We start from the raw sequence: 13,651 nt of genomic DNA on the forward strand, positions 1-13,651 counted from the left end.
ATTTTCTCCCTTGAGATCAAAGGTCCATTCATCAGTTCAAAATGTCCCCGATAGAGATCCACACATTCATCACAAATATAAACGTTGCCCGGTCCTGCTGTAAGCCGATTCACCTGATCCCTACGTTTTCCACAAAAGGAGCAGCGTGTATCAGCGCGTATCTCCTGCTCTTGTTTGAGCCATATCTGCTTCAGGTCTATCTTTCCCGCTATATCCCAATTATCCATCAGAAATCATCTCTTCCCTTTCTCTATATTTAGAAAGTTATATGTTATTTTACAAAAATTATAACATGTTTAATAGAGTGAAGCGTCGTTTCTGACGAAATTCTCCTCTATATAGGTTTATCCTGATCAATATAAGAAGATTAGCAATAAAAATATTCACTAAAGCAACGCCACCCAGGTCCAAATGAGCAAGCACTGGAAAATTCCACCTTCTGAATGGCCAACGATTTTACGCCGGGTTGAGCAGAATAAAGGGCCATTGCGACAGGTGGCATTGGATTATGAGATTTCGTATGAAACTATTAGGCGCATTGTTCGGGCTGCCAGGATACTGGCGAGGAAAAGGGAAGCCTGAACTGCTTCTTATGAGAAAATCGATTTACAAGCCAGCGTTCGTCAATTCTTCTTTCAACGCGCGCAGGTTGCGGTTCTGCTCACGCAATGCTATCATGTAACTCGTCCATATCTCATGCTCACCAAGTTTTTCGTACAACGCACGCATCTTCGCAAGATACTGGCTAGCTGCCTGATAATTCTGACGACCACGCTGGGCGATCAGCCGTTCAGCTTGCTGCCGATACAATTCAATGGCCTCACGCGGTCGCGTCTCTTCGGCAGATCCGGCAACCTGGAGGGCAATGTTGCCAAATCCGTAATATCCATAGCCGGAAGATTCGTAGACATAACCGTAGCTATCCTTCTTTGCTATCCCTTTCAGTAATTGCAAGGCGTGATCGATGTTCCCTTCGTCTAAGGCAATCTGGATCAGGAGCGTGGCATTCTTGCCTTGCTCCAGAAAAGCGAGTAACTTCGGTTGAAGCGTCTCCCAGCGATTGAGCTTCCTGGCGAGATTGCGGATCTCCCGATAGCGATTGAGAAGTGGCTGCGTGCGGAACACCATTTCGGCCATCTCCAGTTCGGCACCAGGATTCCCCCTATCCCTATAGTATTTTTGCAGCCATTCCCGGAGATGGAGAGTCGGTTTCTCCTGAACACGGGTTTTCACCAGGCGCTCAGCTTCGGCATCTTGCCCATGCTGGATGAACAGATCGGCCAATCCGAGGAATACAAGATCATCGACCTGCCGCGTCTCCCTGGTGGCCTCGTCAATGCTCCCAAGGCTTAGAAGCCGATCAATGAGATCAGAGGTGCGCCCGGTCTCGCGACAGATGCGCAGGTAGGCTTCGTCATTGAGTGTCTCTTTTTCTAGATCCAGCCAGAGCTTTCCATAGGCTTGACGCCGTGAACCAGTGATTGCTTCTTCTTCTCCGCCCAGAATCTTGCGAATCCGCGCTGCGAGTGTGCGGCGTTCCAGCGGCGTGGTGTAGCTGACAAGTTGATCAGCGGCGCTGGAATCAAAGCCGTGACCATCATCGGCTTGCAAGTCATGCTGGTAGATCTCAAACAGTACCTCGATGCTCTTCTCACGCGCCACCCGATCGGCATGTTCGTTCGCCAAAATGGTACCTAGCGCTTCAATACATTCTGTAACAAACTCCTCCAATCCTTCCTCTTCGGGATAGTACCCTTCTGCTTCGTAGTAGTCATCGTACTCGGCTTCTTCTACGTAGTAGAGGTGAGACTGCTCAAAGGTTTCTGTCACCAGCGTTTCATAGATGGTGGCCGCACCAAGATAGTCCCATTGTTGTGCCAACTTCTCAGCGGTCTCTTTTACTGCTCGCAATCCCTGCGTAATACGTGGAATATCGCGTTGAAAAGCGTCAGCTACCTGACGACGATAGATCGTCGGATAGACCGAGAGGATTTTTTGCGCCGGACGAATGAGATAGCCATCAGGATGACGCACCCAAAATTGCCGCATATGCCAGGGATACTCGGCCAGTGGGCGCACGATTTCAGCCTCAGCCTGCTGTGCCTGGTGATAGATGGCATCGATGTTCTCTACAAGAAGGACGATCTCAACGCCGCTGCCGCGCTGTCCCGGTGAAAGAAGATGTGAACGCTCGGTTTCCCAGTATGGGGCATCGTCCGCTGCCAGTTGAATAAAAGTCTCATCGCGCGATAATTCCGCATACTTATTGGCGTCGCGGGCAGTAACACGAAAACCCAGGACGTTCTCAAACCACGCGATGGATTGCTCGAAGTTGCTCACACAGAGCTCGACCCAGCTTGCTCTGGTCATTGTTCAACCACCTTTCACCTGTATGTTACAGTCCTGATGCAAAGAGTATACCCTGGAATGTTTTCACTGTTCTGTTCGTTTAGCGTTCGCCAGTGTATGTTGATGACCAACCAAACAGCGCACGCAAGCGCTGGCCTGGATTGAACTTGAAAACCCAGCTTTTCGGCTCAGGGCGGACAAAAAAGCCGCCAAAACCTGGCAACGTGACGCTTTCTCCTGCTTTGAAAGCCTCATACAATGTTTCGATGACGCCATCAACCCAGGCTGTCGCTGTCGCTTCATCCGTGTCCATACGTGTAGCCAGTCGGCGGGCAACGTCTTCTTTCTTAATACGTTCTGGCATGAGATCTTCTTCATCTTTCACTCAAAAAAGTCATAAAAGCACTTTGCATGCGATTGTTGCATGGTACTGTGGTCTCTCTGCTCATAACAGAGTGTGCCTTGTACGCTCATGCAGCAAAGATTTGCCATTTCCCCAGGTTGCTTCTCATAGGTTGTCTGGGGGAATAGCCGATTGTATCATAGCAGACGAGAAGTGGAGAATGTGTTCTGATGAGACAAAAAACGAGTGTTCGATATCAAATGCCAGTACCCAATATTGTGTGATATGCTGTAAAGGTCTTGAAGCGAGAGGTGGAAGAGGAGTCGGCTAAACCGCATGAATTTCTGACTGTTAGATCGGGAGCGAACTCCATGAGAAAAGAATTGAGCACTCCTTCTCTGGCAATAGCCGTCGCTGTTTACATACCAGAACAATATGCCAGACTCTTAGCTACGGCAGAAGACGCCAGTGATTTGGAGACAACCTGGCAGGAGTGGTACCAGGTTTTGCAGGACACCAAGCAAAAGATGGCGGCGCTTGGCATGTATCTGATCGATGTGACTGTTGATTTAGACGAACTAGAAGCCTATTGTCAGCGGCAAGAACTTCCCAATACGAGTAGCACACGCGCTGAGTATGCCGCGCACTTGTTGTCAGAGCAACATCAGCAACAGGCACAACTACAGCAACAACGGCCATCGCTGCAGCTGCGAACGAAGAAAAAGAAGCGCCGAATGCGATGAATGAGAAACCATCCTGTTACTGGTGTTACCATGGTTCGCCTGTCGCTACGCGACTACGGGAAAAAGAATGGCTCGTCTCTGATAGACGCCAGGCACTCATCTAATGGTATGCCTGTATACAACTCTACCCATTGCCCAGTATGGCGTGGAAATGAGAGGTGAAAGCGATTGTCGCCCGCGTACTCCATACGCGCACATTTTACCTCGAAACTCGCTACTCTGGCATCTGGATCTGGAACACGATAGGTTGCACAGAGGTAAAAATAGCGTCGATACCACTTTCCATACAGATCAACGATATAATTGAACTGTGGATTGTCAGGTGGCGGTTGGATATGCTGTGGCTTCAAAACCGTCTCGATCAGATTATTCGCTTTTGTGATAACTTCCGCTTTGACGGATTCTGGTACTCCACCTCGGGTTGGCTTTGAACGAGGTGAACCAAACATCCACGGCGGTTGTTTCTTTGTCATGCTCTTTTCTCTCCCGCTCTCTCATAAGATTACCACATAGCATCAGAAAAGCGGTGGAGATACCGGAATTTGTACTCAATCCTCACCGAATATCTATTTAACGCGATGTGCAAGTTACTTTAAACAACCAAACGATCAAATTGAAGAGGAGGAACCTCTTGTTGCTGATTGAACCAAAAGCAAATGCTGTGCATCAACAAGCATCGCAGCAAGTAATTCCTCACATGCCACAGATCCCGTGCCCAGACCCGTTTGATCTTGCATCGATCGGTCAATTGTCCGAAGACGGTATCGATGCGATAGCGAACGCGTCCCAAGACCGAGCTCTGATAGGCAGCCGCTTTGGGCGAATGGGCTTTGCGAAAGGGGGCCTGCAAGGCAATGCCTTTGCTGCGCAAAAACGCCTGCCGATCCGGAAGACAATAGTTGCGATCACCCAAGACGACGCCTGTGGTTCCTTCAAGCAACACCGGAGCCATCACTCCATCGGCTTCATTGGCTGGTGCCAGAAAGGCACGAGTGATCAGCCCGGTCCAACTGATCTGGGCATGCAAGCGGAACCCATAAAAGGTCTGCCGATCCACATGATCTTTGCCATAGCTGGCCAGTCCGCGAAAGCGAACACACCAAGGCACACGAGCAAAGCGGCAGACAGGAACTGGAACACTATCCACAATGGAGATCGTCGGATCATACGGGATCACGGCATCACGCAACCAGCACCAGATGCGTTCTTTCACGACCCACAGATTGGCCGCTTGGCGAACAAACGTGGTTCGCGACAGCTGGGCCAGAGCCGGAAAAAAGGATGTGTAGTGGCGCTGGAAGTAGGCAAACAAGGCGCTATCCTGGTTGAGTCCCAGGTAGCTTCCGACCACTTCCATCGTGATCACTTCGCTATCGCAGAGCTTGGGCATGGGACCTCGTGCTCTCAATGGCTGCTCCTTGGTCATCATGGGTACCATCTCGTCAATCAGACAAAAACATGTGATAATGAAATCGTCCAAGTTCATGCGGTTTCTCCTCAGAATATTGTTTAGGTTTTTTCTGAGAATACTTCATGAACTTTTTCTTTGGCAAACAAACTTGCACATGGCGTTAGCTAAAGATAAGAAAGAGGATATAAAGTCATAGCTGATTATTAGCTGGTAAGAAGATTTGAACTACTCACAGCCCTATTTTCTAATGGCTTGCCATCTGCCTCGATGGGCCTCTCAAGCTGATTGGCTTATTAAATTTGTCCAAAGAAATCAAGGCTTAATAACCTGTGTTGAACGTTTCTGCCCCCAGTTTTTGTGACTGCCTAGATATTCTGCTTCAATGGCTAGTTGCTTGGTTTCTTAGCCGAATACGGCGTGTTTTGAACTAAAGCTTGCTCACACTCGTTGCCGTTATGATACGTTCGATCAGCGTTGACCATGGACGCGCATGCAGAACAGGGAGACCGTAACGATGCGCCTCACGAGCAAGCCATTGTCCATACAACCATTTTGCGCGTGCTTCAGTACGCAATTCTGCTTCAGATTGTCCTGCTGTTCCTCGCCCTCGTGCGACCATATTGGCAAGCAACACATCCTCTTCCGGCTCAACGAGGAACACGGCCCGCACCAGTCCATTCTTCGCGCGATCCCGCACTAAGGGAGCCGCAAACAACGAAGGCAAAACGCCATCGCCTTCAATTACCACTGGAGCAATGGTATCGACATGATTCGCCACCACGATCTCGATAGCAGGGGACATTACCTCACCAACAGCGATCAAACCATCCCTCAGAGACTCTGGAGGTTGTGTCCAGATACCTGGTGTCTCCAGAAAAAAGTAGAGTGCTTCAGTCCTCTCAGGAAGTGCGATACGGCTGTGTTGGAACGCGAGTCGCAAATCATCTACCTCAAACCAAGAAACACCGAAGTGTTGTCCTAACTGCGAAGCTACGAGTGTTTTGCCAACACCCGATGCCCCGCCAATCAGGAGCACCCGCCAATCTGCTTGATGAGATGACATAGTCTTTTGTACAATGGCCTCTATGGGCTTATCTTTTAATGGCTTGCTATTCTTCACTAAAGTAATCCAAATCTATCTTCTTCAGAATGTATCTTGACTCTTCTGCCACACCTACATTATGCTCAATCATTAACTGAGCTAGCTGTTCTCCGTCAATTAAAATAATCTTCAGATTATCGATCCCATTAGCATAGTCGATTGCTTGTCTGGAAAAATCAGATGTGGTTATGAAAACCCCTTTTCGCGCTTTCCTGCCTATAAGAGCACCTGCAAATCCTTGTACAATTGGTCGGGCAACTGTCCCTTCCCATCTTTTCGCTTGGAGATAAATAGCATCCAGGCCTAGTTTATCTTCTTTGATTATTCCATCTATGCCACCATCTCCTACCTGCCCTATAGCTTGCCCGGCGTCCTTTCGTGAACCTCCATATCCCATTGCAATGAGCAGATCTACAACAAGATTTTCAAAGAACTTTGGTGGGCTATTTTTGACGCGCTCTAGCAGTTCCATGGCAAGGTTTTTTTTCAGGTTCTGATAGCTGGCCTCTAAAATTTCTTGTGGGGTCTGGCTGACCTCTTCGATGATTTCTTGCGTTGTCTCTGCATCCCCATTATTTTTACTATCAACAAAAGAAATGAATTCGGGGAACCGTCTTAAGTATTTGACATTAATATGAGTGGGGTTCGAATTAATAACTTCCTGGCCGCGTTCAGTTATCCGAAATTTTGATTTACCTGTATTGGTAAGTAGCAGAGCTTTTACTAAGTAAGTGCGGGCCCAATGTACTCGATTATCAAATTTTCGCTGTTTACCACTGGGGAGAAGTTCGTTTCTATCTTGTTCACTGAGCATAAATTGTTGAGCTAAAATCTCTGTAGCATCTCTAAGATTGTGTTCATTGCCATTGCTGGCTACTTTTAAGAGAGGTAGCATAAGACTTTGATAGTCGGGAACTGCCATATGTACTCCTACTATTTTTATATACAATTATTCATTTATAAGTTTTATTCCTCATAATAACATGAAGAGAGTCTAGGAGTCTATTACTTATTGGCTTGCTATTTAATTGTATAGAGATCCCCATAAGGCTCCTATACCCATTAAGCTATAGCCAAGTTTGTTGGGTCTTTTGAGTGCTTCACGCCACGGAATAACCATAAAACATACTCCTGGTAGAGGTTTAAAGCAATTATAACACGGATTTCACGTATTTGGAGGAAGCGCCTATAGGGAAAGCAATAGCCATCAGAGCAGAAAAGAGGCGCTGGAAGTTGCCACCAATTGAGCAGCAAGCGGGTTTAGCGGAAGAATATGGTATTGATACACTGTTGTATTGCCGTGATTTCTGGGCACTACGCCGTCGCATTCTAAATAAAGATGTTGTTGAATATAAAGAAACCAGTGGGTTATTTGCGATAACCCACTGGTGCGAACGGAACCGACGGGCTTTGAATCACCAGTCGCACCTGGCCTTGATCCCCATTGATCAATTGTTCTCCGGTTGTGGTAACATCTTTATATCCGCCAAAGCTGTTTGTGAACAGGCAATTGAGAAACCAGCACTCATTTCTTCATCACAATACAACTTAGAGCCAGCCGAACCGAAGCGGAAAATTCCTGTTTCTGAATGGCCAAGTATATTCCGCCGTATCGTTGAAAATCAGGAGCCGCTGCGTAAAGTAGCAGGAGATTATGGTGTCTCCTATGAGACTGTTAGGCGTATCGTTCAGATGATGAATCCGAGAGGAAAGGAGGTAAGCAAGCAATAGATGCTTTTGGGCAATTCTATCTGTTTCAGGAAAACTCAACAAAAAATCACTTTTTTTACCAGCGAAAACGAAACGAATTCTATTAAACTCAGTTTTCCTTGGAACGTAAGATTTATGAGAGGACTTTAACCTCCGACATACGGTTAAAAAAAGAGGAGTAGGGCTAAATCCTCTCCAGAAGACAGTTTACCGCCATTGGTATACGGCAATAACGTAGATTTTCCTGGTTTTTTATTTTTCTCCTCAAAAGCTAAAAATAGCCTCCAAGGCGCCTCGATCTTGTGTTACTTCACCCTCGCTTATGCGCCTCAGACAGTAATATATTTCTTGAGCGATAAGCTGTATTGCTAGACACCTAGCAGCATGATACTTGACATATACGATCAGTCCAAAGTGAGCAAAAAGCGGCGCAACCAGAAGGAACCTATGTTCTTGATCCTCGCCAAGAACAGGTGTATACTCTGTTTGTTCTTGTTTCTCAAAAAATTCTTAGCGTAAAAAGGAATGTACATGACACCCGAAGATTTGTTATGTGAATATGAACAGAGGACGAACACTCATCAGTTTAGAGAGGTTGAACCCCTTCTTGCAGATGATGCTATTTATTGGTTTTCCGAGGGTTCTTATCAGGGAAAGGATGAAATCAAACAAGCATTTGAAAAGACATGGGATTTCATTCAGAATGAGCGCTACGCTATTGAGAATGTACAATGGCTTGCCAAAGATGAGACAGTTGCTGTTTGTATCTATCAGTTTCGCTGGCAAGGGATGGTAGAAGGTCGGCTCAAGCAAGGTGGAGGGCGTGGAACAAGTGTTTTTCAAAAGTTTAGTGGTGATTGGAAGGTAACTCACGAACATTTGAGTTCTCTTCCTCATTGAGGATGCTATTTTGCTCGTAACAGAAGTTGTGATTTGTGCCTGGTCAGTCCCAGACGGCTCGTTGTCCAAGATCGACCAGGTCAAGGTGCGGATGTTGAATCACATCAGGCTTCTTTTGCGTTTTTTCTGCTTGCTACTGAGTACCAAGTGTTGTTTGTAAAAATTGTGGATCATCGCGAACATCTTGAAACTCAGGTAAATCACGGTAGTCACACCAAGATTTTCCACCTGCATGTAGATGTGCGGCAGATCTTAATAATGAGAGGACTTCGTTCCTATTTTTTGTGGTGATCCATAATGAAGCTGCCAACCATAGGTAGGCATGGCTCGTCCCTTCATGAACATTCAGCGATCGACGAAACTGGGCAATCGCGAGATCATATTGACCAGCAAAATAGAATTGTGCTCCGAGATTGTGGTATCGAATCCAGAAGTCACCAGGCAAATGATTAATCGTCGATAAGAACACTTCTCTTTGCTCTTCGATAAAATGTGCTGTTTCGATACCTAATTGCCGCAACTCGTCGATGCGTCCGAGTTGCTGATACGCCTTCATTTGAAGGTGTGAAGCTTCAGCTATCAGATAATAATTCTTTTCCCATGAGGGATCTTCCTGTGCAATCTGGCGAATCCTTTCCCCAAAGGAGAGAACTTCATCTGTTCTTTTTAGCTCCGAGCAGACCACTCCAGCGGTGCGGAAATAGCAGAATCGATCGAAGCGATTTGTCTCAGTCGCTTCAACTTGAGGTAGAAGATCATGAAAGATGTGCATCCACTCCTCTCCTTGTCCCAAAGCTACCCAACCAAGAGCTTGTGTGGCATCATTCATAACTCGACAGATATCTTGCAAAGGAGTATTGCGCAAGGCCCAGTGGAGGAACTCTTTTTGTGTTTTTATCATCTCTTCATAACGGTGAGCAAGAGCGAGATGATCTACCAGTTCCCATTTAGCCCAGGTTCCCTCGGAAAGTGGTAAAGATTGCGTTAAGTAACGAGAGAGAAAGCGGATAGGGGTTTCTCTCTCCTTTAATTTATGGCAAAGGATAATGCCGAGGTGAACAACTTCCTCATCTAACGTTGGTTGGTTAAGTCGTTCTTGTAATAGTGTCCACGCCTGGTCTAATAGTGTATTATCCGGCAGTTGCTTTCGCTCATTGAGTTGAGAGTCATACTGATTCAAAAGATTAGCTAGTTTATGCTCTCGCTGGATGTTTGCACGATCAAAGGCCATGATTCCCTCCAATATATAGCCAATGTAGCAAGTAGAAAATTGTGACTTTTATTTTTAACCGACGAAATTTTGATAAGCCTCTCTATAAGCCTGTGTTATTGGAGCTCCAGACTTCTTCATGTCAAATACAAACACCTTGGTACCATCCTGCGGAAAGATAATCTCACTAAAACCAAAGTGCTGCAGCAGCCTGACACCACTGCGGGTGGCTCCTAAGTTTGATAAATTATCAAACTTTATTCGGATTTTCAACCTATCTTGTCTCAAGCAAACCAGAAAACAAGCCGTATATCTTTTGATACCCCATACTTTCGTGAAAAGGTGTCAAGAAGCTCCATAAAATCTGGCCCTGCTGATTCTGCGTAGGTTTCGGTCCAACAGGCATTGCAATATTTACTTGCTTTAGGCATGCGAGAGTATCCAATCTGTATACCTTGAGGCCACTCACGAAACGGGAAACCGCGGTCAGAATGGAAGAGATGTGCGACTCGTTCATCAACTCTCCCATATCTTTGGATACGTTTCCCATGCCAATCAAAGTGGACCAGCTCTTCTAAGGTGAGCCAACCTGGATACAGTTCCCGGCCCATTTCTTCGCTTTGAAAAACCTCGAAGTAGCTTTTTATCTCAGGAGAGAGATCATTGGGGATTCCCCGACGCGGTGCAATACATTCATAACCCACGTCATTTCGGACATCTGCCAAGATGGCAAATAAATTGTAATTCCTGACATTGTAGAGGTCTTTGGGATGATATGGGTTCTCATGTTCGGGATCATACTGATAGACGATATTTTCGCTCATCTCTCCAATAAATTGCCAAGGTTCATTGTGTCGCCATTCGGCGTAGAGAAATATATCCGTGCCCATGTATTTCCAATTCTTGGCCGCTGTCACAAAGTTAATTATTGCTGTGATTATACCACCCAAGAGCGTCTGGCCGCGCCTTCGACCCCTACTTCGCCTGTGCAAGGGGATCTGATGCTCGACCACCAGTTAATGTAGCTCTACCTCAATCTCTATTGGGATAGCAATTAATTTATAGCTAAAAAATTATCTCTGCCAAAGATAAGCCAGTTAAGCTGGGGGTATCTTTTTAATCGTGCTCAATTCTCCATGCTTCCCATAGCTTCCAGATCTCTTGGGCCGCTGCATCTAATTTTTGCTTAGAGCGTTCTGATAAGTTATGCTTGGGAACGGGCTTATTCATAATACTAAACTGGTCAATACACACTTCGTAAAGAATGTTCTGAAGCGCGTATACCTCATGAGCTTCTTTTAATTTAGGAAGAATGTCTAAAACTTCGGGTACGTATGCACTCACATGGTCACCAGAAGTTATTCCCATTGGGTCATACTGAAATAGTATCTCTACAAGTTCATCATAAAGCTTTCCATACATTGACTTGATCAATTGCACTTTTTCTTGTGCTTTCTGATATATTTCTTCATCTTCCAGGTTCATGAGCCCTCCATATAAGGATTTTTCGGTTTAGTTAGGTGTTCTGCACAATTAACTCAAGCTTCCTCTTTCAATTGAGTAAGGTCTTTGCTCAGCAATGCATAGGTAAGGCAACCTACAGGAAATTCAAGGCAGCAGGCCCAATCTATAAAATGTTCGGTTTGAGAGAACGTATCCTGATAAGCCTGCCATTGATGAAATTCAACTTGTAGCTGCTGATCGCTTTTTCCTGCATCGGAACTGTAAGGATCTGGCATAATAACTGGTAAACACAGCCCTACGATTGGAAAAGCCAACACTACGAAGGCACAGCTTACGAATAGAATAAGCTGCAGCTTCGTTTCTCGGCGGTAGGGTCTGGTTCCTTCGCTTTTCATTCTGAGCAACTGCCATAGAGATATATTCGCAATACCATATCTACGCAGCTGCTTGTCTTGTGCTATCATTTGTCGGATCACATAGATGCCTAGAGGAATAAGCGTCAGAAAGATCAAGAGAAGGCCGGCCAGGAGGATGGTTCTGGTTGGTTCGTGTTGGGCTGAATGCGTCAAACCATAAAGTATTACACCAGAACCCCCAACAACACAGGTTATAAAAGCTACTAGTATCAATATACGACGCATGGTTCCTTCCATTTCTTCATCTTTATTGATAATTTTAGCATAGAAAATATATTTCCTGTATGGCAGGTGAGAAAGATTTTGACTTTTATTTTTGTAATGCAGCCATAGCTAAATCGCGCTGAGTACTTATTGAAAAATCGGTTTTACCCAAAGCGCTTTCAATTGATTAGCTTGAAGAATAGCTCCACACCCCATCGCAAACAGGACAGCCACGTCATCCTTGTGAGAGCTAATGTCTCCGAAGCAAACCCAAGACGTAGTTGGGTCATAAGAAATGTTCCACGATCCTGAACCTTCGAGTCCAATAATATCTCCACACTCAATTGCTTCATCAAGTAAAATCAATCTATCTGGACGGAATTTAGGAACACGGAGATGGCGCTCATTCCATCTGGCGGAGTCTCCACAGTATCCACTTACTTGATTGGCATACTTGGCATCGCCGTAAACCCAACTAAAGCCCAATTCCACGTGTAGGATCACCACGCTGCAATCACTCTGTTGTCTCGGCACAAAATTCAATGCGTAGTCTTGCCGAACATATACAATCCGTCCAAAAGAAAGTACATGTCCTTCTTCAACAGCAAAAACACTTTTTCTTCCCAACAATGCTGCCCTTTCAAAAATCTTCTTGTAATGCCTGCTGATAAAGTTTTTCAATTGTGTCTTTGTTTTTTGACCACCATACTTTAGTAGATATATATGCAAATATTATTGGTCCGAAGAAGATAATAAGGAAAAACACAAAAAATGCAATAGCGAAAGCATAGTCTTTATCTATCATGAGTGCTATGCTACTTATGAGAACACATATACTCACTGCTACCCCGCAGAGGATATTAACCCTTGTAATCTTCCTAAGATCACTAATTGATTGGTTGCCCATATTCGTTCCCTTAATCCTTTTTTTAGATTTTAACACATCTATGGAGGAATTAAAAAATACACGTTTCTCCTACTTTTCCAGAATAAACCCTGCAAAAAGAATACCAGAGGAGGGAATAAACATCATTTTGCGGACTGACTTCCCTGGTCTCTTCTGCCCCATCATTTCTTAAAAAGAGAAGGTACTTTAGAGAGACAACAGTCCACAAAGGAAACGAAGTGATACAGTCTATGGGATATGTAACTTGGTTTACTGAAAACCTGATCTTTGATAGACCGCTGGCCCCTCATCATCTCGCTTATCTGCAGGCATATTCTAGAGTGCCACATGTTCATTGGGATGTTGATATAGTGAAAAATGATCCTGACCCTCTCCGTGAGGCTGTGGGATTACCGATTGGAGAAAATGGTTGTTATTTTACTGGACGCGGTTTAAAAGACCTCTATGTTGCTCCACCCTGGGTGTATTTGGCAGGTGCTAATGAGGCAACTATCGATCCAGCCTACATCGACTGGATATGCCCTGGAGTACCGTATCACCACTGCGCTTGGAGACCTGGCGATGATGGGACAGAACTGCGCATCGCAAGCGATAAACCTTACTGCTGGTACACGTGGCTCCAGTATCTACTCGATCATTTTCTTGTTCCCTGGGGTTATATCCTCAATGGGAAGATGACCTGGCAAGGAGAAGATGAAAAAGATAGAGGAGCTCTCCTGGTAGAAAAGAATAGAGCAGTAGCACGTAGAGATGAGCAGCTAAGCAAATAGCTACTACGGCCTTCCAGGGGTAGAGGCAACAAGGCTTCTTCCCCCATTACGGCTAATTTTCTGAGCTCGTCCGCCATTAATGGAGTTGTACCGTTAATAGGCTACTTTTTCGCCAAGCTGAG

General features: G+C 45.5%; 15 protein-coding genes and 1 pseudogene. 4 read left to right on the top strand and 12 right to left on the bottom strand.

The window, feature by feature from the left end; translation table 11 throughout:
• Positions 1-53 precede the first annotated feature (53 nt).
• From JMI88_RS40610 to JMI88_RS06425, 3 genes and pseudogenes are all read right to left on the bottom strand, one after another.
• Positions 54-161 (bottom strand): annotated as a pseudogene (locus JMI88_RS40610) (ClpX C4-type zinc finger protein); the annotation flags it as partial.
• 445 nt (positions 162-606) lie between these two features.
• The gene (locus JMI88_RS06420; protein WP_201360969.1) at positions 607-2,370 is read right to left on the bottom strand and encodes a VOC family protein; all 1,764 of its coding nucleotides are present in this window, start codon (positions 2,368-2,370) and stop codon (positions 607-609) included.
• Positions 2,371-2,449: 79 nt separating this feature from the next.
• Complete coding sequence (locus tag JMI88_RS06425; RefSeq protein WP_201360970.1) at positions 2,450-2,713, bottom strand: HU family DNA-binding protein; 264 nt, start codon at positions 2,711-2,713, stop codon at positions 2,450-2,452.
• Between the two features lie 350 nt (positions 2,714-3,063).
• On the opposite strand from JMI88_RS06425, the gene JMI88_RS06430 reads away from it, so the two are divergent.
• Positions 3,064-3,435, top strand: coding sequence for a hypothetical protein (locus JMI88_RS06430; RefSeq protein ID WP_201360971.1), 372 nt, complete (start codon positions 3,064-3,066; stop codon positions 3,433-3,435).
• 53 nt (positions 3,436-3,488) lie between these two features.
• Here the strand turns inward: JMI88_RS06430 and JMI88_RS06435 are convergent, their stop codons facing one another.
• The 4 genes from JMI88_RS06435 to JMI88_RS06450 form a co-directional block, all read right to left on the bottom strand.
• Positions 3,489-3,908 carry a DUF3024 domain-containing protein gene (locus JMI88_RS06435; protein ID WP_201360972.1) on the bottom strand — a complete coding sequence of 140 codons (420 nt, stop codon included), beginning with the start codon at positions 3,906-3,908 and terminating at the stop codon, positions 3,489-3,491.
• A gap of 119 nt (positions 3,909-4,027) precedes the next feature.
• Positions 4,028-4,921, bottom strand: coding sequence for an IS982 family transposase (locus JMI88_RS06440; RefSeq protein ID WP_201360973.1), 894 nt, complete (start codon positions 4,919-4,921; stop codon positions 4,028-4,030).
• A 352-nt stretch (positions 4,922-5,273) separates the two neighbouring features.
• Entirely contained in the window at positions 5,274-5,966 is a 693-nt protein-coding gene (locus JMI88_RS06445) for a hypothetical protein (RefSeq protein ID WP_236022833.1), read from the bottom strand.
• Positions 5,956-6,870, bottom strand: coding sequence for a restriction endonuclease (locus JMI88_RS06450; RefSeq protein WP_201360974.1), 915 nt, complete (start codon positions 6,868-6,870; stop codon positions 5,956-5,958). Before JMI88_RS06450 ends, JMI88_RS06445 begins: the two co-directional genes overlap by 11 nt.
• Positions 6,871-7,121: 251 nt before the next feature.
• Here JMI88_RS06450 and JMI88_RS06455 point away from each other — a divergent pair, with 251 nt between their 5' ends.
• Positions 7,122-7,679: a hypothetical protein gene (locus JMI88_RS06455; protein ID WP_201360975.1), complete on the top strand. Its 558-nt coding sequence runs from the start codon at positions 7,122-7,124 to the stop codon at positions 7,677-7,679.
• Positions 7,680-8,189: 510 nt separating this feature from the next.
• Positions 8,190-8,558 carry a YybH family protein gene (locus JMI88_RS06460; protein ID WP_201360976.1) on the top strand — a complete coding sequence of 123 codons (369 nt, stop codon included), beginning with the start codon at positions 8,190-8,192 and terminating at the stop codon, positions 8,556-8,558.
• 133 nt (positions 8,559-8,691) lie between these two features.
• Here the strand turns inward: JMI88_RS06460 and JMI88_RS06465 are convergent, their stop codons facing one another.
• The 5 genes from JMI88_RS06465 to JMI88_RS06485 form a co-directional block, all read right to left on the bottom strand.
• The gene (locus tag JMI88_RS06465; RefSeq protein WP_201360977.1) at positions 8,692-9,789 is read right to left on the bottom strand and encodes a hypothetical protein; all 1,098 of its coding nucleotides are present in this window, start codon (positions 9,787-9,789) and stop codon (positions 8,692-8,694) included.
• Positions 9,790-10,052: 263 nt separating this feature from the next.
• A complete protein-coding gene (locus JMI88_RS06470; protein ID WP_201360978.1) occupies positions 10,053-10,718 on the bottom strand; it encodes a hypothetical protein in 666 nt (221 codons plus the stop codon).
• A gap of 166 nt (positions 10,719-10,884) precedes the next feature.
• Positions 10,885-11,253 (bottom strand): hypothetical protein, encoded by a 369-nt coding sequence (locus JMI88_RS06475; protein WP_201360979.1) that lies wholly within the window; start codon positions 11,251-11,253, stop codon positions 10,885-10,887.
• Between the two features lie 53 nt (positions 11,254-11,306).
• Positions 11,307-11,885, bottom strand: coding sequence for a hypothetical protein (locus JMI88_RS06480; protein ID WP_201360980.1), 579 nt, complete (start codon positions 11,883-11,885; stop codon positions 11,307-11,309).
• A 114-nt stretch (positions 11,886-11,999) separates the two neighbouring features.
• Positions 12,000-12,533: a hypothetical protein gene (locus JMI88_RS06485; protein WP_201360981.1), complete on the bottom strand. Its 534-nt coding sequence runs from the start codon at positions 12,531-12,533 to the stop codon at positions 12,000-12,002.
• Positions 12,534-12,989: 456 nt separating this feature from the next.
• On the opposite strand from JMI88_RS06485, the gene JMI88_RS06490 reads away from it, so the two are divergent.
• On the top strand, positions 12,990-13,529 hold the full coding sequence (locus JMI88_RS06490; RefSeq protein WP_201360982.1) for a hypothetical protein: 540 nt from the start codon (positions 12,990-12,992) through the stop codon (positions 13,527-13,529).
• Positions 13,530-13,651 lie beyond the last annotated feature (122 nt).

The organism is Dictyobacter formicarum (assembly GCF_016587435.1).